Here is a 23,075-nt window from a genome sequence, read left to right on the forward strand (position 1 = left end):
TAATTGGCTAAGCAATCTGTTTAATAACTAAACGCCTGCTGTTCTGTACCGGCATCTTGTAGTTATTCGCAATCTCGGGATGCTCTAGCTCTAACCGTTTGCTATCTAATCTAAATGAGGGCTTAGGGGCTTTCCAGGTTGCCAGCACCTTTCCTTGATAGGTAAGAGATTCAGCTTCTCCCATTTGATTCATGATGTTTTGCTTAATAGTGGAGATCTCTTCTTCGCGCACATCGATCTCGCTGTTGAGCATTTGTAGTCGCTTCGTTAATTCAAGAGTCTGCGCTATAGCCTCTATCGACTTAGTAGGATCTCCTTTGCTAAAGAGGGCCTGGCAATCTGCTTCGCTTTGCGCTGGCGGTGGTAGATCTTTTAAAACATAGTCATTCCAAAAGAGATTAGCCTTTTGCAATATGGTGTTCTCTAACTCGAGGTCTCTCGCAATCTCATAGATCCTAAAGTCGCTATTGCCAAAGAGCACGGCCAGATCAACCTTGTTGATGTTGGTTATGGCCATATACCAAATGCACTGGCATAGATAAGCCAAGGGCACTTCATCTGAGCCGACTTCTCCCCAGTCACCAGAGCTAACGGGATTAGCTGTTTTACATTCCAAAATCCGAGTAGGGGATTTGGAGCCTTCTTCCAATACAAAGCGATCCATATGTGCGCTCATAAAGGAGTGCTGCCGGTGGATGTAGATCGACTCATCGTGGATGAGTTCAAAGCCAGTAGCTCGGGCATATTCGCTAGCAACAAACTCTTCTGCAAAGGACCCAAAGCGCAGGGGTAGGGAGTCTAGCTTCTTGTTTTCTTTGCCGGTCTTTTCCATCCAGACCTCTAATGGAGATCTATAGCGTGACAGACCCAAAATAGCTCCAATGTCACTGCCACCTATGTATTTACTGCGATCTACGCTAAAATCTTGATTAATAAGCATTTTTTATCTCCAATTAAATATATAAGATTACGTTACTGATATATTTAATATCATTATAGGATAAATTGAGATTGATTACAAGTGGTCAAATTAAGGCGGCTCGCGCATTATTGGGCTTGACTGTTGCTGAGCTGGCTAAAACAGCTGGTATTGGCTTCACCACTATGGTTCGCTTGGAATCCTCTGATGGCATTCCTGCGGGGAATGTAAAAACTCTCACCTCGGTAAAGACGGCTATTGAAAAAGCTGGGGTTGAATTCATTGGCACGCCCGACAGTGGGGCAGGGGTCAGGTGGAAAACATAGTTTTTGCGAAACGAACTCGATTTCTATTAATGAATTTAATGAGTTAATTTTTTAAGGGGGGTGACATGACGCAAGGCAAACGATCTGGCGGACCTAAAACCATAGAAGGTAAGTCTCGCTCCTCTAAAAATGCCACATCTCATGGCCTTACTTCCATGGTGCCCAGTAATTCAAACGAAAAGGCTTTGGTTGATTCCTATTCAAAGGAGCTTATTGAGTATTACAAGCCAGAGTCACCTTTGGAGCGATTGCAAATCCAGCGAATTGCAACCTGCAGAGCTAAATTAGCCTATTTATATGACCTTGAGCAGGTCAAACTTTCTTTGGCTGCAAAAGAACTTGAATCCCAGCCGGAAAAAATTCTAGAAAAGATTCCTGGCGCCACCGGTATGGCAATGGGAATGGCGAAAGAGTTCATCACGAGTGGAGAGATTCATTTGCCGCTCCGCCTCGACCTGCCATTGCTAGAAGCCATTTGCAAGGAAATCAATCAAATGCATGGTGCCATAGAGAATAAGCACCAATTTGCAAGGGCCTTGCCGCGCCTCACTAAATACCTCAATAGCTACCCAGTAGTCGGCTTAAATAACAGTAGCGACTGGATGGAAAAGTTAGCAGCAATCGGCAAAGATATCAAGATGACAGATGAAATGGGTGAAAGGCATCTAGGTAGATTAGACGAGATTCTAAGAGGTTATCTGCGAAGTAAAGAATGCGAGTCGCTCCTAGAAAAAGAGGCAGGCAAGCCGGCAATGGATGAATTGGAAAGGTACCAAGAGGAGCGACGCATTGCACGCGGGCAGAAGCCCAAAATAGTCGAGTCGCCAGCAAGGGTTGATCCAGATGCCATTGCAGATATAGATGTTATTAAAGAGTATCTAGGGGAATTTCTCAACCTTCATCAAAGCTATCAAGAAGCCACAGAGCTTGTAGATCAATATCAGGAGGTCAAAGCTTTAATGCTCCGGGCAATTAGCCTCCCGGTGGTGGAATCCGATCTATTAATGCGCTATCAAACTACATTGGAGCGAAGATTGTCCTCAGCTATTGGGGAATTATTGGCTTTGCAGCGAAATTTAAAATTTAAAGAATGATTCTGGACGGCAGGCAAGATTAGAATTGAATAGGTAGTTAACTTGGAAAATATATGAAGCCAGAGAAAAAAGATAAAGAGTTAGAGGTTGTCTTATTTTATATAAATGATAAGCAAAAAAAACTGGAGAATATCCTTCGCATCTTTAAGGTCGTTAACGAAAATGTTTCGCCCAAGGAAATGCTTGAAATGTGCGTATGGTCAATAAAAAAAGTAATGCCATCAGCAAAAATTACGCTTTTTACTGACGAGAGCACGAACATTCATGACTCAATAGAAAATATTTCTGTAGTTAGATTTTCGGATATCCAGCATGACAGGCTAATGTTTGATTTGCAAAGAGTAAGAAAAGAATATATTGCCAGTCATATTGCGAGCGGGATCAGTAAAAATTATATTTTTACTGATATCGATGTCCTTTTTAATAAAAGCATGGAGCATGTCTTTCTTCAGGATTTCGACATTGCTAGCCCGGCTACATTCCACCAGCAAAGATACAGTCCAAGAGGTGTGCCTTATAACAGTCTAATGTCAATAATAAATGGGGGGCTATGGTTTATAAAAGCTGATCAAAGGGTAATTAGTTTTTATGAAAACTGGCTTGAGACAATGCTTGATTTAGAAAGGACGGACGAGTTACTAGAGTATGGAGATTTGGCAGGCATGGTGAAGAAAGATTTTCTCAAATGGTGGGGGGAGCCGCATTCTTTGATGGTTATGTTTGCTAATGATTTTGCGGCAGGGGAGCGAATACTAATAAACTACAAAGGTACTTCATTCAGAATTTTGGATGAAGATTTATATAACTATGCCCCTGATATCGTAAAGACGGAGTCGGGTGGTGAAGTTATCAATATAACGGATGGCGACTTGGCGACTAAATATTTATTTCACCTTCGCGGAGGTAGAAAATTATTCATGAGGAGTCTTGCGGCACTTCTTGGGTACTCTAAAGTATGTTGATACCTTTTACAAAAACAACAGTTATTGGTTCAGAGATAGGCTATGTATCTGAGGTAATTACATCGCTAAGCGGTTTAGCTGAAAACGGAAAGTTTTCAAAATTATGCACATCGCTACTAAAGCAGATGGTTGGATCAGACCACGTACTATTAACGGGCAGCTGTACCCAGGCGCTAGAAATCGTAGCGCTTCTTCTAAAGTTAAGTCCAGGGGATGAGGTGATTATGCCCTCATACACTTTTGTTAGTGCTGTAAATGCTTTTGTGATCCACGGCGCAACTCCGGTATTCATTGACGTAAACCCTTCGACCATGAATATTGATGAGCGTCAACTAGAATCAGCAATTACAAGTCGCACTAAAGCCATTATGGTGATGCACTATGGTGGGGTTGGTTGTAATATGGATGCAATAACTTCAATTGCAAAACGTTTCAATTTACCGCTCGTTGAAGATGCCGCTCAGGCACTTTCAGCAAGTTATAACAATAAGCCGCTCGGGTCTTTTGGTGATTTTTCTGTATTTAGCTTCCATAATACAAAGAATTATTCCTGTGGCGAGGGCGGCGCTCTTGTAATCAATAATCAAAATCATGTCACAAGAGCAGAAATTATCAAGGATAAAGGAACTAATCGGTCACAGTTTTTGGCCGGTATGGCTGAAAAATATGAATGGGTTGATATAGGTGCATCATATGTACTTAGTGAGCTAAATGCTGCATATTTATATGCTCATTTGGAGTCCATCAAAGCAATCAATGCCGATAGAAGCCGAGCTTGGTCTAAATATAAGTCTGACTTAACTGGCCTTGAAAAATTGGGCTTAATTGAAATGCAAAAAATACCTGAAAATTGCCTGCATAACTCACATTTGTTTTTTATTAAGTTAAGGGACTCGCTTGAAAGATCGAGGTTAATTACATATCTTAAGGAAAGGGGGGTTACTGCCTCATTTCATTATTCGCCACTGCACACTACGGCACCTGGAAAGCTTTATGGAAGATATTTTGGATCTGATGTCTACTCAACCAAAGAAAGTAACCGTTTGCTAAGATTGCCAATCTTCTATGGAATAAATCAGGAAGAAGTTAAATATGTTGTTGATTTAATGTACAACTTTTTTTCTGTTGAGCGCAATTAAGGACTCAGAACCGAAGTAATTTTTTCAGAATATTGATGGGTTATTTTTATGAGACTAAGTCGATTCACCCAATACAAATCTCAAATCTTTTTGAATTTCTTTCAATACTGCACCCCAGTCGCCCATTTTGTTTTGTCTGTATAGCTTTAAAGATGGATACCAGGGGCTATCAGTCCTACCTGAAAGCCAACGCCAGTCTGCAATAAAGGGCAACAATACTAAAGTCGGTTTTCCAAGTGCGCCCGCTAGATGAACGGTTGTATTATCTATCGAGATAACAAGATCGCAGGCTTCAATCAATGCTCCCAAACCCAACATATCATCATAGATATTGATAGAGGATTCGATAATGTTAATTCCCAAAGAATCTCTAATATCAATTATTTCATTTGATGTATCTCCATATTGGAGATTGATAAACTGAATATTATCTAGCGTGATCCCTCGGATCAAGTCTACTAATTCAATCGATCGACTTGCGCCGGAGCTCTTCGCAAGGCTGCGCCAGCTAATCCCAATTTTCAGTTTTTCTTTAGCTTGTTTTAATTCAATTTCCTGTTTTACATGGTTAATTGCATCCAATGGAATATCAAGATATTTAATGGGCTGAGGAATGGTATCGACCTCTGTATGAAATGCAAGGGGCAGTGACATCAGTGGACATTGATAGTCAAATGATGGTAATGGGTCTCCACTTAAAATAAACTCATCAAAACCTTGCGCTCCTTGGATCAAAGGGGCTATCTTTTTGGGCGCCTCCAGAATAACGTAGGCCCCAAGTTTATTCAGCAACTCAAGATATCGACAAAACTGAATGATGTCTCCAAGTCCTTGTTCGGCATACACGAGAATTTTCTTTCCTATGAGCGGTTCTTTGCCGAGCCATAGTGGCTGTGAAAAAGTTCGTGCGGTGCCTCGCGCTTTATTTTTCCAGCCCCATTCATAGCCTTGCCAACCAGCTTTGAAATTTCCCATTAATAAGTGCGCTAAAGATAAATTCCAATTTGCGTCAGCATAGTTGGGAGAGATGTTAATGGCTTTATTGTAGTCAGCCAAAGCTTCATTTAATCGACCTAATGCTTGTAAGGTAACACCTCGATTCGAGTAAGCATCGGTAAAATTGGCCTTGATGGAGATAGCTTTGTCAAAGTCAGTCAAAGCCTCATTTAAGCGACCTAGTGCTAGTAATGTTACGCCACGATTGCAGTGAGCCCCCGCTGAATTAGGATTGATGCTGATTGCTTTATTTGTATTGAGCAAAGCCTCCTCTAGGCGTCCTTGCGCTCTTAGTGCATCCCCCCGGTTGGAATGGGCATCTGCAAAATTAGGATTGATGCTAATGGCCTTGTCATAACTTAGTAAAGCTTCATCTAGGCGCCCCAGTTCTTTTAATGCATTACCCAAATTAGAGTGGGCTTTTGCATTGTTAGGATTGATGCTAATGGCCTTGTCATAACTTAGTAAAGCTTCATCTAGGCGCCCCAGTTCTTTTAATGCATTACCCAAATTAGAGTGTGCATCTGCAAAATTAGGATTGATGCTAATGGCCTTGTCATAACTTAGTAAAGCTTCATCTAGGCGCCCCAGTTCTTTTAATGCATTACCCAAATTAGAGTGTGCATCTGCAAAATTGGGATTGATGCTAATGGCCTTTTCATAGCTGAGCAAAGCCTCATCTAAGCGAGTAAGAATTTGTAAGGTGACTCCACGATTAGAATAGGCACCCACAAAATTAGGATTGATGCTAATGGCCTTGTCATAACTTAGTAAAGCTTCATCTAGGCGCCCCAGTTCTTTTAATGCATTACCCAAATTAGAGTGTGCATCTGCAAAATTGGGATTAATTTTTAATGCCTTGGATAAAACATCAAAAGCTTTTGTAAATTGATGAGTCATTAAAAATAGCACCCCCAAGATATGTAGCGCATCAAAATAGTTTGGTTGTGTTTTTAAAATTGACTCTAACCTAATACGCGCCTCGTCATAATGACAGGAATGGATTAACGCTAAGCTTTCGTTTATTAAATCTGCAGATTTTTCTTGATGCGGCATTGCTCTATTGAGAGAATGCAATTTTCTGGAGGGAATAGTTGGGCGGCGAGACATTAATTAATTTTAGCAATAAAGACTTGGCCGCAGAATTCAAGGTGTTTATGACAGAGTGCTTAAAGCTTCTGGTAGCACTAATTCATCTTGCCAGATGATCTGTCATCTATTGTCAAGTAGCTACAGTAATCGTTTGTCCGCAAGACTGGCTATGAAATGGGCATTCTTTTTTAAATAGTTGAGTTAAGTGTAATTTTCTGGGGCTGCATTTGATGGTAAGAGTATTTTGAATGCTTATATAAAACTCATGCTAACAACACCATTTTTATTATTAAGAATCCTTGAGGCTCCAAGCATACAATCGGGAACTTCAATAAATGGAGCATCAATTTCGGCAAGGAATAGATCCATTGCCTTATAAATAGGACTATCTACTTTAGCCATCAGCAAGTCAGACCAATTTCTTTGATTAATTGCTAGAGGCCTCCATTTAGTGGCCTTAGTAAATTTTGCGCAAGCCTCTAAAACACCGAGATTCTGTCTGTGACCAGCATCTGAGAAGCAGCAATCATTCATTTGAATAATTGCATTTTCAGAGCAAAAATCGGAATAAATCATCAGATCGTTAAAAACATACTCATATTGATGATTCCCATCAATGTACATATAGTCGATGCATTTGGCCCCTAGGTGGCCTTTTAATTCCTCGTGAGCAGCAAGCGAATCCGCCCTGATTACTTTTACATTATTCAAGCCTTCAAAGTTGGCAAGAGTTTGTTGGTACAGGGAGTCAAATGTCTGCTGACTTTCTGGATCGCCACCATAATAGCGCTTGTATAAATCAGCCTGAAGCATGTCAACCCATTTTGGTACTGGTTCAAAAGGGTAATAAGATTTGCGCAGGAGTGATGCCGACCATCCATCAATTAAATACATAAAGTTGGGGGAAAGTTTGTCGTATATCAACCGTGCGTTCTTACCATTATAAACGCCAAGCTCCATGGCTATAGGCTCAATATTGAGCATCTGAAATACGAGGCTAGTGATGCCATAAAAATGATGACGATCAATATTTAGAATTTTCATGTAAGTTTCAGTGTAAGCGTGTTTATTGAGGTTGAATATTTCTTTGAATAACTACTTAAAACGTTTATAAAGATGAAACGTTAGGCGGATATCGCGATTAATATTCCAAGGCTCGCAATCATATCGCTGGTAGGGTAATTTTAAGATGTTCGTCAAAAAGAAATTTTCCGCCAGCATGCCCGTAACATACTCCTCAGGTTCGCGGTTAAAAATAGGCGGATTGCCTTCACGCCGCCAGCGCCTGTCCATCAGTTCAGCAATAAGCACTGCATCTGATGAACTAGAGAGTAGTTTTAAAAAACGTCCAAGCTCATTATCGGGAATGTGGAAAGCGGTGCAATATGCCAATGTTAAGTCCGACTTGGGCAATGATTCCCATGGTTTTATTAAATTGAGGTTGTAGTTGGGGAATCGGCTTTTTCCGTGTGCAATCGCCTTTGGGTTAATGTCGAAGCCTTGATATTTGTCTGGGGCAAAGGTTGAGCAAAGCCTTCCATACCCACAGCCAATCTCCACAACACTCATTTCAGAGGGGATAAGCTGGCGAAGTACGCCTAGCAAATCAAACCCCTCCGGAAATTCTGAGCCAGTATTTGGAATTATGTAATCAAGTCCCGCGTTTTCCCAAAAGGATGCAAGGGACTCAACACTAGGGCTTAGATCGTCAATAGACATAAGACTCTTTTCTTTGGTTAGTGAATTTGCATTGATAATGCCGCTCAATATGGTTTTATAGAAATAATACAGTTAGGAACACAATTTTCTAATAACCGCAGTTTTTCATGCCTAAGCCCATGTTCAAAATTCTGCATTGATGCATTTGATGGGTGTTTGGGCCTGTATTGATTGGTTGCCGGTAAGAATTTGCCCTTTCAGCACCCCATAATTACCTATTCCGAATTGCACTCCTATGTTGCTGGTCCTATCGAATTGTAGTAATCATCTTGTATTGATTTAGGTCTGGGGAATTTAAAAATATTCAATAAAAACAATGACTTATAAAATTCCTAGGGGTAGATAACAAAAAAAGAATGAACTTGTCCTAAACACATGGGTTCACATGTCCGTAATCAGAATTACAGGGGAAAACAAAACCATGTTGGCTTGTCCCTCAACCGATTATTAGGAGATTTTCAATGTCTACCGTTATTAACACCAACCTGGCCTCTTTGTTTGCTCAAAACAGCCTTTCTAACGCCCAAAACAATTTGGCAACCTCTGTCCAACGCTTGTCATCTGGCTTGCGTATTAATAGTGCAAAAGATGATGCCGCAGGTTTGACAATTTCACAAAATATGCAAAGCCAAATTAATGGCACAAATCAATCAATTCGCAATTTGAGCGATGCGACTAACTTATTGCAAGTAGCTGATTCATCTTTGTCAACAGTACAAGATATGATTCTTCGCTTAAAGCAATTAGCGACACAAGGTTATGATGGTTCCTTGTCCACTAGCCAAAAGTTAAACATTGTTCAAGAAATGAAAGATCTCAATAATGAGATCAATGCAACTGCACAACGCACCCAATTTAATGGTATTAATTTGTTAACTAGTGGCGCAAGTGTTGACTTGGTAAATTCTGATATTAAATCTGGCAACACAGTATCAAATACTGCAATTGCACCGATGTATACAGTTTCAACCAACTTGGCTTACTATGACGCTCTAAACGGATCTGCAGCCACAAAAACTTTGGGCGACGCTGCCTATACTGGTACTACTGCTTCTACATTCACCCTGACACTTGATTCAAGCAAGCTTCAGAGCACTCCTGGGTCATATACATTAACTAGTAATGGCGCTAATTTGACTTTGGCGGGTACTATTGATGGTAAAACTACATCCCAGACTATCGCTCTTAGCGACACTTCAGGTAACGTAGTAAATGGTGTAACTCAAACCCAAGCACAAGAGATTAACTTTAGTAACTTTGGTGTTTCCATTCATGTAAATCAAACTGTTGATGCTGGTAAGACTGAAACTGGGGCGCAGTTAGCCTCCTCCATTATTACTAAGGCGGGCGGTACAGCAACTGTAGTAGGCTCAACTGTGGCCGGTAGTTTGATCGTTGGCGGTAAGTCAGGAACTGTTACTAATGTGAACTTATCTGGTACTGCTCCAGGTACATATACATTGAGCTACACAAAAGATGCGGGTGCCCTATATAGCTTAGACACAACTGGAATGACAGACAAGCTAACCACTGCAGCAGTATCGGCAAGTCATGCCTATACTGGTGTAACGGTTACTGATGGTGCTGGACATTCAGCTACAGTAACAGTAACTACTGGTACAACAGCATCTGATATTGCATCGATCACTATTACTTCTGGTGGTACTGGATTTGCTGGTGATGCAACACTTACTATTGCAGCTGCATGGGATGGTACTAGCGCAAGCGCGATTACTGGAATTAAGGTTGATACATTAACAAACCTAACTACGCATAATGCATTGACCTTGTCTGGAACAATTAATGGCGTAACAACTACAGAGTCAGTTAACTTATCGGATAATGCTGCTAACGCAGTTGAATCTATTAACTTTAGCTCCTTTGGCGTATCAATGGATGTGAAGAGCTTCCAGCATCAGAATGCCGATCAAATTGGCTATCAGTTAGCGCATATGAATAGCAACTCGAACGGCACCGCCGGTCAGATAGTTGTAACTCAAGGTGCTGATAGCGCATTGAAATTCCAAAGTGGTGCAAATTCTGACGCGTTTATTCAGATCAATACATTGAACATCCAAACTGGAACAACTGGTTATACTGCTGGTTCATCAAGCGAAATGATCGCCCTTGGAAGCCGAATCAGTCAGTCTGGTGCTGGTAATTTAGGTGCGTTGGGTTTAAATGATTCGATTGATACATGGCAAACAGCGTTTAAAAATGCCGCTGCCGCTGTTGACACTGCACTTGATTATATTTCTACGCAGCGCGCAACATTTGGTTCACAAATGAATCGATTGAGCTACATCTCGACTAACTTAACAGCTCAAAGCACGAATTTGCAGAATTCACGTTCCGCAATCATTGACACAGACTTCGCTTCTGAAACTGCTAAATTGACTAAGGGTCAAATCATGCAGCAGGCTGCAACAGCGATGTTGGCGCAAGCAAATCAAATGCCAAACGTCATCTTGTCATTGCTGAAGTAAATTTAAAGTAACCAATAAAACCTAAGGTGCTAACCCACCTTAGGTTTTAGTCCTTGAGGGGAAAATTAATATGAGCACAGTTAACGCAGGAAGTGCCGTAGCTAGTTCTACGGTTATGCCAGAAAGCCACTTTGTTCCGCAGATTAAGCATGGTTCATCTGATGCCGAGGTTGTGGCAAAAGTTGCCGCAACAGTTATTAAGCCGTCTAGTATTGAAAGTACAAGTCAGCCATCACGTGATGTGGTGGCCAAGGCAGCCGCTGATTTGCAAAATTTTGTTCAATCAATGGGTCGAAATTTAAGTTTTTCTGTGGATGAAACAACTGGCTACCATGTTGTTCGGGTTGTAAACCCCAATACTGGTGAATTAGTGCGCCAATTGCCTTCTGAAGAGTTGTTAAAGATTTCCCGAGATTTTCAGCGTTTAAATAACGTACTCGTTAGTCAAAGAGCGTAGTTTTGTCAAAAGATATGTATGCTGGAGAAATCTGGCATACATATTGCATATATTGATGTAAGTATTTTGCTTATTTTTATTATCTGAACTGGGATTAAGCTTGCATCATGGCCGTTTCATCTACTAGCTCCTCATCCTCTACCGGCACCGCTTCTATTGACGTGGCTGGCATTGTTTCTCAGTTGATGACAGCTGAAAATAAGCCATTAGATGCCATTAAATCAAAAATTACTGAACAGCAGGTGGTGATCAGTGATTTGGGCGCCGTTAAAGCAAAAGTGTCCACATTCAAAGATGCCTTGAAGGTTTTTGAGGATCCCAATTCCTACAATAATTCGGTTGCTGCAACAAGCGACTCGAGTGTGGTTACTGCGACAGCAGCAAACGGTTCTGTTGCTGGAAGTTACAAAATCAGTGTTGAGCAATTAGCGCAACCCTCAAAGTATGGTGTATCGGATTTTTCATCATCTACAGCTGCCATTAGCGTTGATGATGGAAATGGGTTTGAAATCACCGTAGGTGGTACAAAATATAGTACAAAGGGAGCGGTAACAGTTGATGGAGTGCTCAGCGCCAGAACAGTTCCCGTGCTTGCTTCAAGTCCAACGGTATCTGACTTGAAGTCTTGGATAAATGCTCTTGGCGTGGATGTTAAGGCCAATGTTGTCCAGACAACCGCTAGTGATCAGTGGGCTTTAACTATTGAAGGAACCTTGCCTGGTGCAGACAATGCTGTGACCTATACAGGGTTAAATACCGGCACATTAAATCCGGATGCAACAGTAGTAGCTCAAAATGCGAAATTTACCGTTAATGGGATTGCCTTTGAGAGATCTAGCAATGCTATCAATGACGCAGTTTCTGGATTAACCATTAATTTAGTCAGCACAACCAGTGCTGGTAGTACAAAAACGATCTCCGTTTCTGCTGGTGCGAACAACTCGGAAAAAGTGATTCAAGATTTAGTATCGGCCTATAACGATTTGGTGACTCAATACCGATCCTTGACAGCCAATAGCGCTAATTCAACAACGCCCGGCACATTTGGCAATAACCCAACAATGTTGGCGTTTATAGGTGATATTAAGTCTCGCTTCGCTACTGGATTTTCTTACGGCGACGTAGATCCGGTAACAGGCAAAAAGTCGAGCATGAGCTTGGCATCCCTGGGTATGGATTTGCAATTGGACGGCACAATCAAATTTAACTCCATTACTCATGCGCAGGCTAGTTCGAATGGTTTACAGGCAACTTTAGCCAAAGGCGTAAAGGTTGGCTATGTCAGTGACACTAATTCGCTGATGACATTTGTGACCTCAGAAACTAGTTTTAGTGGCGCGCTTAGTCAGCAAATCCAGGCGCAATCGAATTCAGTTGCAGATCTGCAAAAACGTCAAGATCAATTGCAAGAACGTTTAGCCACGATTCAAAACAATTATATTTCGCAGTACTCAGCATTAAATGCTTTACTCTTTCAGCTCAGCTCTACCAGCAATTCATTGACCAGTGCCCTAGATGCGCTGACTAATAACAATTCAAAAAATTAAAAGGCCTGATCATGGGAGTTAGAGCTGCAAAGGCTTATGCGAGTAATCAGGTTCAGACGGGTGTTGCTGCCTCAGACTCCGGTAGTCTCATCATTATGGTTTATGAGCGTATTTTTGATCATCTCAAGATTGGTAAATACGCAATGGAGCGCGGTGAATATGCTGTGGAATCATTCACTAAGGCGCACGACCTCATTCAGCAAGGATTACTTGCGTGCTTAGACTTTGAAGAGGGCGGTGAAATTTCACAAAGCTTGGGCGCTGTTTACGAATGGTCATTGCGTGAAATTATTAGCGCGAGAGCGAGTAAATCACCAGAGAAAATTCAGGCAGTGATTGAAGTTCTTACTCCTTTGTATGAAGCCTGGCTTCAATTGACTCCAAAAGAGATTTTTAGTAATTTATCTGCTGATGAGAGTAGTCTTAGTAATCCAAATTTGCAAAGACAAGTTACCAATTGAGGCGCTAGCGAGTCCGGATTATGGCAATTCCAATCCCTCCAAACCTGCCTATAAGTCCAGTAGTTGATTTTCATCGCAATGATTTAATTACGCCTCCATCCGCCCCCGCAGTTGTTGAGAGTCTTGGCGCAATTGATCCTCGAGTGGCATTAAGGATGCCTTTGCCAGTTGGAGATTCATCTGCTGGCGCCGCTATGCACGATGCATTGCAAAATGCTGCTGCTAGAGCGGGCGCTGCTGTTGCATCTGAACCCAGTGTTGATCAGGCAGTCTTGTTGGAACTTTCGTCCATGACGGCTGATCTGGCAGAAGCTGCAGGTAACCCATCTCAAGCTCGAGTAACGAACTTGCTATCCCAGAGTCTGGCACGTATGGATACCTTGGGTGGGGCTGCTTTAGGCCAAATGCTCTCGGATATCTTGGCAGTCGATGTGCCTGAACTTGGGCAATCTGTGACTACAGATGCTAAGAGTGCGGCAACACAAAGCGCTGTTGTCTCCTGGCCTGCAGCCAGTGCTCAAACTCCGTTGGTTAGTGTCGCAGATCCTAAATTGGCTATGAACACGCTGTATCAAAATTTGCAGAGCTCGGGAATATTTGCAGCGGATCAATTAAAGAGATTGTTGTTTCCCGCTAGCGAAGATGATGGGGCGCCATTAGCGACTAGCAATAGTGTTGAGACTGAAACTGCAAATTTAGTTGGGCAACTATCAACAGATTCACCAGCAGTACGAGATTCAGTCAAATTGCTTTTGCGCGGAGATATTCTTTGGCAAGGGCAATTGATGCCAAACGTACAGGGGCGCTTATATCGCGAGGATGCATGGGAAGCAGATCCAGATCAGCCTGGGCAATTACAAAAAGGTAGCCGAATCACGATGGAAGTAACTCTGCCCAATTTAGGCCCATTTAAAGTGGTGGGAACTCAATTCGGTGAGAGTGTGCACGTTGCAGTAGAGGGTGCTCCTGAAGCGCAAAGTACCCTGACAAATGCTTTTTCAGATTTGCTAGAGCAAATGCGTTCTCAAGTGGATCCTGATGCAAAAGTCAGCTTAAAGGGTGGCGGGTCTTCCAATGGATGAGAAAAAGATTCGCAAAGCGGTTGCCCTTGCATATGAAGTTAATAGTGCCGCACCACGCATTACCGGACAGGGTGAGGGCTTTGTGGCGGAAGCTATTTTGGCCAGGGCAAAAGAATTCGGCATTCCGACCAAAACAGAGCCAGAGTTAGTCGAGTTTTTAATGCAGCTCAAACTCAATGAGTTGGTGCCGCCAAAACTTTATGCCGCTGTAGCTGAGGTGCTAGCTTGGGCTTATGAGGTGGATGGCAAAAGCGTACCCAATCCAAACAATATTCCGATAGATTCTCGATAAGAGATCTTGGTAATAAAAAAAGCCCAGTTCAACTGGGCTTTTGCTTATCTGGGGCCTGGTTACTTAAACCTGTAAGTTCGTCACTTCTTTGTAAGCATCCACTAATCTGTTGCGAACTGCAATCATGCCTTGTAAGGAAAGATTGGCTTTTTGGAGGGAGACGATCACATCTTCCAATGAGGTATCCGATGCACCAGTTGCAAAGGACTGGGCTTTAGCTTGAGCACTATTTTGCGCGGTATTGACGTTTTCAATCGCATTTTTGAGAACTGCGGAGAAATCAACGCCATTGCCAGCTTGGTTATCAGTAGCGACAGGCTTACCACTGGCTGCAGCGGCTAATGCCTGCATCCGGGTAATCATCGAATCTACGCTGGTTGTTGTGCTCATGCGCCTAATTATCTATCAAAATCACTCAAAATACTTATTCATTAAGAAAGCCTGCTTCTTTATAGGCTTTCAGCTTGTAGCGTAATGCCCTTGCTGAGATGCCTAATACTTCTACGGCTTTCGTTCTATTTCCATTTACTTCTGCCAAAACCTTGAGGATGTGCTCACGCTCCACTGACTCAATATCCTGACTTAATTCACCCTTAGGTAATGCAATTTCTGTGCCATTTTGGGGCATTTTGCCCTCTGGAGTACGATTTATTGCTTCTTTTAGGGAGTGATCGACTGTGGCAGTGTGGGTCAGTTGGGAGTCGTCCAGTTCTAAGTCTTCCGCATAGATTTGATCCCCATCTGCCAATAAAACCGCCCTTTGAATGATGTTCTCTAGTTCACGGACATTGCCAGGCCAAGGGTACTTTTGTAAAAGTGCTCTAGCTGCCACACTCAAGGTGAGGGTGTCACGGCCAATATTTACGCTATAGCGTTTGAGAAAGAACTCCGCCAGTGGAATGATGTCTAGAGGGCGATTGCGCAATTCCAGAACATGAATTGGGAACACGTTTAGGCGGAAGTACAAATCCTCCCTGAACTTACCTGCTTTGACTTGCTCTTGAAGATTGAGGTTGGTAGCCGCAATGATGCGGACATCTGCCTGGATGGAGTCAGTTGAGCCAATACGCTCAATCATTTTGTCTTGCAATACGCGCAAGAGTTTGGCTTGTAGTGGTGCTGGCATCTCACCAATTTCATCTAAGAAGAGGGTGCCTTTATGGGCTTGCTCAAACTTACCCGCTTGTGATTTGGTGGCACCAGTAAATGAACCTTTTTCATGACCAAACAAAATCGATTCCAACAAGGTCTCTGGAATAGCCGCGCAGTTAATGGCTACGTAAGGTCCTTTTGCGCGCTTGGATGTTTTATGAATGTGATGCGCAATCACTTCTTTACCTGCACCAGATTCGCCTGTCACTAAAACGCTCGTATCGGTTGCGGCCACTCGTTCACATCTCGTGAAGGTAGCAATGCTCTGTGGGTCTACTGCAATCACGTTGTGCTCCGCAGGTCGAATCTGTGAGCCAACTTCTTTAGTTTTTGGCGTAGCTTCTACTGGAGCAGATTCTTCGGGCGTACTTACTAGATTGGTTTCTGGTGGGTGATAGCGAGAAATAATTTCGATTAGCTGTTGCGGTACAAACGGCTTAATGAGAAAGTCTCTTGCGCCTGCTTTTAAAGCTTCTACTGCAAGCTTAGTATCAGCAAAAGCGGTCATGATCACCACCGGCAAATCAGGACATTCTGTTTGTGCGATCTTCAGGAGATCTAAGCCAGTCATGCCAGGCAGCTTGTAGTCTGTGACCAATACGGTCTTGAGTCCTGGGCGCAGGAGTGGTACTACTGTCTCAGCTCTTTGGTGAGTAACAAAGTCAATATTCTTCATGCGAAGCGTGACTGCGATAGCCTCTCTGAGGTCTTCATCATCCTCAACCAAAATCACGGGGAAACGTTGATCAATAGCGTCATTCATTTCAATAGTTCGTTTCTCAGTATTTATTGTTGCGTGATGGGTAAGGTGATCTTAAAGACGGCGCCGTGTTTAGTGTTGTGAACAGCAATTGTTCCGCGGTGGGCATCTAAAGTATTTTTTGCAATCGATAGACCAAGACCGGTGCCATTAGCGCTAGTTGTAGAGAAGGGCTCAAACAAGGAGTCAATGATCGTGCTCGCAATTCCGGGTCCCTGATCTTCGATGGTGATGATTAGCTTCTTTGAATCAATGCTTGCGGTGAGTGAAACGGCGTCATTGGGCTTTGAAACCGCCAGTGCATTTTCAAGAATAGCTACGAGTGCATTCGGAATGGATTTAGGCTCCACTAGCAACATCACCGTTTCCGAAATATCGCACTGAACATTGAGTTTTACTTGTTTTGTTTCAAACAATGCTTGAATGCTAGCTTGCGCTTCATCAATCAGTTGCTTGGCAGAAGCAAGTACAGTTTTGGTGGGGCGATTAGAAATAAATCGCAACATATCTTGTGAGAGTTTTTCAAGATCGAGCAATTGTTTGCGCAAACGCAAGGCAAACTCTTTTGCCATTTCTGGCTGAACTTCATCATCGCAAAGATGGGATGAATACAGTAGGGCAGTAGCTAGCGGTGTGCGAAATTGGTGTGCAATACCGGCGGCCATTTTGCCCATAGCGGTGAGGCGATTCTCGCGCTGGGTTTCTTGATGAAGAGAGATGTTGGCCGTAATGTCTTGAATCTGAACAAAGCTTCGAATGCCCTCATCAATGCGAATCACCTGAACCATCTTTTGCGGCGAGTTGCGATTTTCCGCATTGCCAATCAGATATTCACCAGGCGCTATGGAGGCTTGCCAATCATTTGGTAATTCAAAATGATTGCCTGTACTTAAATTAGGTAAGAACTGGAGTACAGCTGGGTTATGAAGCAGAACAATGTTGTTCTCTAAAAGAATGACGCCGGCCGGAATGGCATTTAATAAGATCCCTAAGCGCTGATTGGACTTTTGCAGCTCAGAGCTGAGCTGATTGATCTTCTCTTGTAGGGCGGCTTGCTGAGTCTCGAGCTTTTGAGATTCCGCATAAAAAATGGCAAATGCCTCCTCTAGGTGCTTGGCAGCTAGAGTGGGATCTTTCTCAGCAGGTATAGTAGGAACTGACTTGGTCAATGTATTTATCTATAGCTAAATGCGGATTAAATGACTTTGGTTTTCTAATGACTGGGGCGGCAATTTTTGCCTCTTTAATCCCATAGAATATCAATATTTAGGGAAAAAAGGCAAAAAGGTTCTATATTTAGTGATATTATGTTTACAGAATTTTTACCTGATTTGACGGAATCGACCCATTGAGCGAAGAGGCAAAGCCCGGAATACAGGATAGCGAGAAGGATGCAGCAGTAGTTAGCATTGGCTCTAAAGCCGCCTCCGCAGCTATTCCAGCGACGGCCCCATCTAAGGGCAAGGTCAAACTCCCCTCAAAATTGGGCGAACTCCAGCAGCGCTTTAGTGCCTTAGGCCTCCAGCAGCGTCTGATCGTAGCCGCAGCACTCTTCCTATTTATCTCAGTATTGGTCTTTGTATCGGTCTCTGGCCGCAGCAAAGATGACTATCGCGTGCTCTTCTCTAGCATCAATGAGCGTGATGGTGCTGCAATCGTGGCCGCCTTGCAGCAGATGAATGTTCCTTATAAGTTCACAGAAGGCGGCGCCGCCATTTTGGTGCCAGAATCTTCAGTCTATGAAACCCGTTTGCGCCTTGCTGGACAAGGGCTCCCGAAGGCGGGCAACGTTGGTTTTGAACTGCTTGAAAACCAAAAGATGGGTACCAGCCAGTTTGTAGAGCAGGTGAACTATCAGCGTGGTCTTGAGGGTGAGCTAGCCCGCAGCATCAGCTCCTTAGCGCAAGTTAAATCTGCTCGAGTGATGTTAGCCATTCCGAAGCAAACCGCATTTATGCGTGAGCAAGAAAAGCCTACTGCCTCTGTTGTGGTGACCATGCACCCAGGCCGATTCTTGGACGCCCAGCAAGTTGCTGCCATTACCAATTTAGTAGGCTCTTCCGTACCCAATCTAGGACCAGCCAATGTCACGATTGTGGATGCCGAAGGCAGTCTATTGGCGCCTAATGCTCAGCGCCTAATGGGGCTTGATAGTAATCAGTTGAAATACGTAGCCGAACTCGAAGGCGCTTTATCTAAGCGGGTGCAAGCCATCTTGGAGCCCGTCACTGGTAAAGAGAATGTGCGCGCTCAAGTTACCGTAGATATGGACTTTGGTGAGCTTGAGCGTACCGAAGAAACTTTCGGTCGTAATTCACCACCAAATCAATCTTCGATTCGTAGTCAGCAAACTAACGAGGCGGCAACGCCTGGATCTTCAGCAGCAGGTGTTCCTGGTGCATTGACCAACCAGCCTCCAGGTGGCGGGCAGGCGCCAATTAATGCTGCAGGCGGAGCTGCTACTGGACCGCAAAATCTGAACGCACCTCCATCAAGCTCAAGCTCGACTGCAAGCAACATCAAAAAAGACGCAACCATTAATTACGAGTTAGATCGTGCGATTCAGAGAATGAAATCTGAAAAAGGCCAGGTCAGAAGAGTGTCTGCTGGTGTAGTGGTGAACTACAAGCAGCCTACTGGAGTTGATAAAGATGGCAAGCCACTCAAGCCTGTTCCTTATAACGCCAAAGAGTTAGATCAGATTAATAATTTAGCCCGTGATGCGGTCGGTTTTAATGAAAAGCGTGGCGATAGCGTGAGCGTTGCCAATATTCCATTTAAGATCGAAGCAGATATGGAGCCGCCGTTTTATAAACAGGCGGGTGTGATTGAGCTCAGTAAAGAGTTCTTTAAGTTTGCGATTATCCTGGGATCTCTAGGCATTATTTTCTTTGGCGTTGTGAAGCCATTACTCTTTCCGAAGAAGATGGACGAGGCTTTGGAAGAGCAGCGTATAGAAGAAGAGTTTGATGAGAAGATGAAGGCTGAGATGGCCCAAATGGATCCGAAAGCTCGCGACAAACGTCGCATGGAAATGGAATTACTCAAAGAGCGTCAGCGTATCGCCGAAGAGGAAGAGCGTGCACGCCTTGAAGAAGAGCGCACCAAACTCGAAGAAGAGCGTAAGCGTGCTGACGAAGAGAAGAAGCAGGAGTACGACGAGTTGCTCAAATATGCACAAGAATTTGTGGAGGAAAATCCGAAGGTGGTCTCCTCAATATTTAAAGAGTGGCTGGCCGATGATGCCGAAAAAACGAATACCGCTAATGCCGCTGCGGCAAACGCTGGTTGAGATAAAGAGTAGAGAACATGGCTGACGAAGAAACCTCTGCACCCAAACAACTATCGATAGCTGAAGCCCTGAAAGAGGGCGTCAAAGGCGCTACTCAATCTGGCAATCTCAGCTTTGAAGAGCTTGATGGAGCTTCGCGCGCCGCCGTGGTTTTGTTGGCGGTGGGCGCGGAATCTGCCGCAAACGTCTTGCGTCAAATGACGCCATTTGAAGTGCAGCGCCTATCAGGAAAGATGGCGGTGGTTCGTTCATTAAGTCGCGATCTCGTGCTGCAAGTGTTGCGTCAATTTAAAGATGTCACTGCGAATAATTCACAGGTGGCGTTTGATACCGACTCCTTCATGCAAAACATGCTGACTAAAGCGATGGGTGCTGAAGGTGCTTCTGATTTACTCGGTCGCCTGGAGTCCACGCTCGACATGTCGGGTATTGAGACTTTGAAGCGCATGGAATCGGATGTTCTGTACGAGATGATTAAGAATGAGCATCCGCAAATTATTGCTACAGTGATGGTGTTCTTAGAGCCATCACAAGCGGCATCTGTTCTTAAGCTGTTTGGTGATGATTTGCGTAATGAATTGATCTTGCGTATTGCCTTGTTAGAGAAAGTCCAACCAGCCGCTTTGAAGGAATTGAACGAAGTGATGTCACGCTCCGCAGGTCCAGATGCCGACTTCCGCAGAAGTACGGTTGGTGGTGTTGTGCCTACCGCAGAAATTCTCAATATGTTGTCTGGTGGTTTGGACAAAGAAGCGCTCAATACGATTCGTAACTTTAATGGCGAATTGGCTGATGCAATTCAAGAGAAGATGTTCGTTTTCGAGGATTTCAACGATATCGAAGATCGTTCACTGCAGACTCTGTTGTTAGAAGTTCCGCAAGAAACTTTGATCGTTGCTCTGAAAGGCGCAAGTCCAAAGTTGCGCGAAAAGCTCTTCAAGAATATGGCCAAGCGTGCCGCCGATGGCGTGCGCGAGGATCTGGAAACTCGCCCACCAGTCAAAGTGCAAGAAGTCGAAGAGATGCAAAAAGAAGTTATTCGTGTTGCACGTACCTTGGCTGATGAAGGCCGCATGATCATGGAAAGGGGCAAGTCAGCCGATGCCTTCCTCTGATGAGGACTCCCTGCTGACGAGGTGGGAGCCACCCTCCTTTGATCCTCCAAAGCCCCCAAAACCTCCCAAGGTTGCACCTATTCAATACCCTACGGTTGAAGAGGTTGAGGAGATTCGCGAGAACGCCTACAAAGAAGCTTACGAGCTAGGTTCAAACCAAGGTTTTGTAGAAGGCAGAGACGCTGGTTACAAAGAAGGTAAAGAATCGGGTTATCGCGAAGGTTATAAACAAGGCTATGTAGAAGCGGACGAAGAAACTAAACGTTTGCAAGATGCCTTGGGTCAATTGCTTGAAGCGATTACCGGAATGCCTGAAGCCATTGCTGAGCCCCTCACACAACTGAGTTTTGAAATTGCTTCACGTCTTACTGCCAATATCTCAATGGAGCGCGCTCCCTTTGTCGCAGCTGTACAAGAAGCGCTGATGCGCCTTCCACGCCCCGGTGAAAATCTTTACCTGCGTTTACGCGCAGAAGAAGTGGAGACCTGGAAAAAAATTGTTGATGATCCTGGTCTGCCATTTGCATGCACCATTTTGGTTGATGCAGATGTACGACCCGGACATGCTTATGTTGAGGTAAGTGGGGCGCGTATTGATGTAGGTCTTGAAGCGCGCTTAGCTCTAGTGAGAAATGCCTTAGGCATGGATGGCACTGCTGAAGAGGTCGCCAAGGTAAATACTGAAGCCTTGTTAGATAGCAGCATCAAGATGCTGGATGATGAGTTGGGTGAAGACTCTCATCTGGATGAAGAGCAGCACCTAGATGCCCCTTACTCTGGTGAGGTGGAAAAAGAGTGAGTCACTTGCAGCCGGCTCAAATAGCAGATCAACTAGAGATGCGCAGGCAACATCTGGCGCAAACACCTCGCTCTATTCGCGAAGGTAAGCTCAAACGGGTTTCTGGAATTGTGCTTGAGGTGGAGGGTTTGCCAATGAGTATTGGCACTGGCGCAACGATTCTTTCTGAGCTCGGTGGCAAAACCTACGATGCAGAGTGCATTGGCTTTAACGGCGCAATTACTTATTTGATGCCTATCGATACGATGGAAGGAATTTCTCCGGGTGCCTTGGTGTACCCAGCAGATACTCCTTTCAATTCTGGATCGGGATATACCTCTAATAGCATTGGCGAGCCATTACCGATTGGTGAGAGTCTGCTTGGTCGTGTAGTCGATGGCCTGGGTCGTCCGATTGATGGCAAAGGTTATGGAGAAAAACAATTCTCCCCATTCATTCAAAGAACTTTGAATCCATTGGATCGAACACCTATTCATGAACCATTAGATGTTGGCATTCAAGCAGTTAATGGTTTGCTTACCGTTGGTCGAGGACAGCGCGTTGGAATCTTTGCGGGTTCTGGTGTTGGCAAAAGCGTTTTATTAGGTATGCTCGCGCGCAACTGTGTGGCTGATGTCATCGTGATTGGTTTGGTGGGTGAGCGTGGTCGTGAAGTGCGTGAGTTTTGTGAAGACACGCTAGGCCCAGAATCATTTAAGCGTGCAGTTGTAGTTGCGGCACCTGCAGATGCATCTCCTTTGGCGCGCTCAAAAGGCGCTTCATATGCAACTGATGTGGCGATCTGGTTTAGAGACCAAGGTAAGCACGTAGTTCTCATTGTGGATTCTCTAACGCGCTATGCGATGGCATTGCGAGAGATTGGTCTGAGCTTAGGTGAGGCGCCAGTAGCACGTGGATATCCACCTAGTGTGTTTGCTCGTATGCCTGAACTCGTTGAGCGGGTTGGTAATGGCGCTAATCCCGATGGATCCATTACCGCGTTTTATACCGTCCTGCTAGAGGGTGACGATACGAATGATCCGGTTGCTGATACTGCCCGGGGAATTTTGGACGGCCACTTCTTCTTATCTCGAGAATTGGCAGATAGCGGCCACTACCCAGCAATCGATGTAGAAAAATCGATTTCACGCGTGATGCCTAAAGTGGTATCTAAAGAGCACCTCTTATCCGCTAGACGCTTAAAACAACTTTATAGCCGCTACATGCGAGGGCGCGATTTGGTCTCCATGGGCGCTTATATTGCCGGCACTGACCCGGATTTAGATGCAGCGCTCCAGGCTTGGCCAAAGATTCAGGCGTTTTTGCAGCAAGATGCCGAGCAAACTATTCCGATCGATCAAACCGAAAAACTCCTTTTCGAGATCGCTCCGCCGGTGGTCTAATCC

At 44.1% G+C, this 23,075-nt stretch carries 21 protein-coding genes; 14 read left to right on the plus strand and 7 right to left on the minus strand.

Features of this window, described 5'->3' with window-relative positions:
• Positions 1 to 7: 7 nt before the first annotated feature.
• Positions 8 to 940 carry a YqaJ viral recombinase family protein gene (locus FD971_RS02275; RefSeq protein ID WP_215334506.1) on the minus strand — a complete coding sequence of 311 codons (933 nt, stop codon included), beginning with the start codon at positions 938 to 940 and terminating at the stop codon, positions 8 to 10.
• 65 nt (positions 941 to 1,005) lie between these two features.
• On the opposite strand from FD971_RS02275, the gene FD971_RS02280 reads away from it, so the two are divergent.
• From FD971_RS02280 to rffA, 4 genes are all read left to right on the plus strand, one after another.
• On the plus strand, positions 1,006 to 1,245 hold the full coding sequence (locus FD971_RS02280) for a helix-turn-helix transcriptional regulator (protein WP_215334507.1): 240 nt from the start codon (positions 1,006 to 1,008) through the stop codon (positions 1,243 to 1,245).
• A gap of 65 nt (positions 1,246 to 1,310) precedes the next feature.
• Positions 1,311 to 2,339, plus strand: coding sequence for a hypothetical protein (locus tag FD971_RS02285; RefSeq protein ID WP_215334508.1), 1,029 nt, complete (start codon positions 1,311 to 1,313; stop codon positions 2,337 to 2,339).
• Between the two features lie 53 nt (positions 2,340 to 2,392).
• The gene (locus FD971_RS02290; RefSeq protein WP_215334509.1) at positions 2,393 to 3,301 is read left to right on the plus strand and encodes a putative nucleotide-diphospho-sugar transferase; all 909 of its coding nucleotides are present in this window, start codon (positions 2,393 to 2,395) and stop codon (positions 3,299 to 3,301) included.
• The gene (gene rffA, locus FD971_RS02295; protein WP_215334510.1) at positions 3,295 to 4,440 is read left to right on the plus strand and encodes a dTDP-4-amino-4,6-dideoxygalactose transaminase; all 1,146 of its coding nucleotides are present in this window, start codon (positions 3,295 to 3,297) and stop codon (positions 4,438 to 4,440) included. Before FD971_RS02290 ends, rffA begins: the two co-directional genes overlap by 7 nt.
• Before the next feature lie 54 nt (positions 4,441 to 4,494).
• On the opposite strand, the gene FD971_RS02300 is transcribed toward rffA, so the two are convergent.
• From FD971_RS02300 to FD971_RS02310, 3 genes are all read right to left on the minus strand, one after another.
• The gene (locus FD971_RS02300; RefSeq protein WP_215334511.1) at positions 4,495 to 6,546 is read right to left on the minus strand and encodes a tetratricopeptide repeat protein; all 2,052 of its coding nucleotides are present in this window, start codon (positions 6,544 to 6,546) and stop codon (positions 4,495 to 4,497) included.
• 234 nt (positions 6,547 to 6,780) lie between these two features.
• Positions 6,781 to 7,572, minus strand: coding sequence for a class I SAM-dependent methyltransferase (locus FD971_RS02305; RefSeq protein WP_215334512.1), 792 nt, complete (start codon positions 7,570 to 7,572; stop codon positions 6,781 to 6,783).
• Positions 7,573 to 7,623: 51 nt separating this feature from the next.
• Positions 7,624 to 8,247: a bifunctional 2-polyprenyl-6-hydroxyphenol methylase/3-demethylubiquinol 3-O-methyltransferase UbiG gene (locus tag FD971_RS02310; protein ID WP_215334513.1), complete on the minus strand. Its 624-nt coding sequence runs from the start codon at positions 8,245 to 8,247 to the stop codon at positions 7,624 to 7,626.
• Positions 8,248 to 8,708: 461 nt separating this feature from the next.
• On the opposite strand from FD971_RS02310, the gene FD971_RS02315 reads away from it, so the two are divergent.
• The 6 genes from FD971_RS02315 to FD971_RS02340 all read left to right on the plus strand — a co-directional run bounded on the left by FD971_RS02315 (position 8,709) and on the right by FD971_RS02340 (position 14,572).
• Positions 8,709 to 10,733, plus strand: a complete 2,025-nt coding sequence (locus tag FD971_RS02315) for a flagellin (RefSeq protein WP_215334514.1) — start codon at positions 8,709 to 8,711, stop codon at positions 10,731 to 10,733.
• Positions 10,734 to 10,803: 70 nt separating this feature from the next.
• Positions 10,804 to 11,190 carry a flagellar protein FlaG gene (locus tag FD971_RS02320; RefSeq protein WP_215334515.1) on the plus strand — a complete coding sequence of 129 codons (387 nt, stop codon included), beginning with the start codon at positions 10,804 to 10,806 and terminating at the stop codon, positions 11,188 to 11,190.
• A gap of 107 nt (positions 11,191 to 11,297) precedes the next feature.
• Complete coding sequence (gene fliD / locus FD971_RS02325) at positions 11,298 to 12,737, plus strand: flagellar filament capping protein FliD (RefSeq protein ID WP_215334516.1); 1,440 nt, start codon at positions 11,298 to 11,300, stop codon at positions 12,735 to 12,737.
• Positions 12,738 to 12,748: 11 nt separating this feature from the next.
• Positions 12,749 to 13,198, plus strand: a complete 450-nt coding sequence (gene fliS / locus FD971_RS02330) for a flagellar export chaperone FliS (protein ID WP_215334517.1) — start codon at positions 12,749 to 12,751, stop codon at positions 13,196 to 13,198.
• 20 nt (positions 13,199 to 13,218) lie between these two features.
• The gene (locus FD971_RS02335) at positions 13,219 to 14,280 is read left to right on the plus strand and encodes a hypothetical protein (protein ID WP_215334518.1); all 1,062 of its coding nucleotides are present in this window, start codon (positions 13,219 to 13,221) and stop codon (positions 14,278 to 14,280) included.
• Positions 14,273 to 14,572, plus strand: coding sequence for an EscU/YscU/HrcU family type III secretion system export apparatus switch protein (locus tag FD971_RS02340; RefSeq protein ID WP_215334519.1), 300 nt, complete (start codon positions 14,273 to 14,275; stop codon positions 14,570 to 14,572). The genes FD971_RS02335 and FD971_RS02340 overlap by 8 nt, the downstream gene beginning before the upstream one ends.
• A 63-nt stretch (positions 14,573 to 14,635) precedes the next feature.
• On the opposite strand, the gene fliE is transcribed toward FD971_RS02340, so the two are convergent.
• The 3 genes from fliE to FD971_RS02355 are packed head-to-tail and all read right to left on the minus strand — an operon-like array spanning position 14,636 to position 17,653.
• Complete coding sequence (gene fliE, locus FD971_RS02345) at positions 14,636 to 14,962, minus strand: flagellar hook-basal body complex protein FliE (RefSeq protein ID WP_215334520.1); 327 nt, start codon at positions 14,960 to 14,962, stop codon at positions 14,636 to 14,638.
• Positions 14,963 to 14,996: 34 nt separating this feature from the next.
• Positions 14,997 to 16,487 carry a sigma-54 dependent transcriptional regulator gene (locus FD971_RS02350; protein ID WP_215334521.1) on the minus strand — a complete coding sequence of 497 codons (1,491 nt, stop codon included), beginning with the start codon at positions 16,485 to 16,487 and terminating at the stop codon, positions 14,997 to 14,999.
• A gap of 23 nt (positions 16,488 to 16,510) precedes the next feature.
• Complete coding sequence (locus tag FD971_RS02355; RefSeq protein ID WP_215334522.1) at positions 16,511 to 17,653, minus strand: PAS domain-containing sensor histidine kinase; 1,143 nt, start codon at positions 17,651 to 17,653, stop codon at positions 16,511 to 16,513.
• A gap of 179 nt (positions 17,654 to 17,832) precedes the next feature.
• Here FD971_RS02355 and fliF point away from each other — a divergent pair, with 179 nt between their 5' ends.
• Genes fliF through FD971_RS02375 form a run of 4 tightly spaced genes read left to right on the plus strand, consistent with a single transcriptional unit; the run spans position 17,833 to position 23,072 of the window.
• Positions 17,833 to 19,776: a flagellar basal-body MS-ring/collar protein FliF gene (gene fliF, locus FD971_RS02360; RefSeq protein WP_215334523.1), complete on the plus strand. Its 1,944-nt coding sequence runs from the start codon at positions 17,833 to 17,835 to the stop codon at positions 19,774 to 19,776.
• 17 nt (positions 19,777 to 19,793) lie between these two features.
• A complete protein-coding gene (gene fliG / locus FD971_RS02365; protein ID WP_215334524.1) occupies positions 19,794 to 20,891 on the plus strand; it encodes a flagellar motor switch protein FliG in 1,098 nt (365 codons plus the stop codon).
• Positions 20,878 to 21,690, plus strand: a complete 813-nt coding sequence (locus tag FD971_RS02370) for a FliH/SctL family protein (RefSeq protein ID WP_215334525.1) — start codon at positions 20,878 to 20,880, stop codon at positions 21,688 to 21,690. The genes fliG and FD971_RS02370 overlap by 14 nt, the downstream gene beginning before the upstream one ends.
• Positions 21,687 to 23,072: a FliI/YscN family ATPase gene (locus FD971_RS02375; RefSeq protein ID WP_215334526.1), complete on the plus strand. Its 1,386-nt coding sequence runs from the start codon at positions 21,687 to 21,689 to the stop codon at positions 23,070 to 23,072. Before FD971_RS02370 ends, FD971_RS02375 begins: the two co-directional genes overlap by 4 nt.
• Positions 23,073 to 23,075: the final 3 nt, after the last annotated feature.

The organism is Polynucleobacter sp. AP-Ainpum-60-G11 (genome assembly GCF_018688375.1).
Taxonomy (GTDB): domain Bacteria; phylum Pseudomonadota; class Gammaproteobacteria; order Burkholderiales; family Burkholderiaceae; genus Polynucleobacter.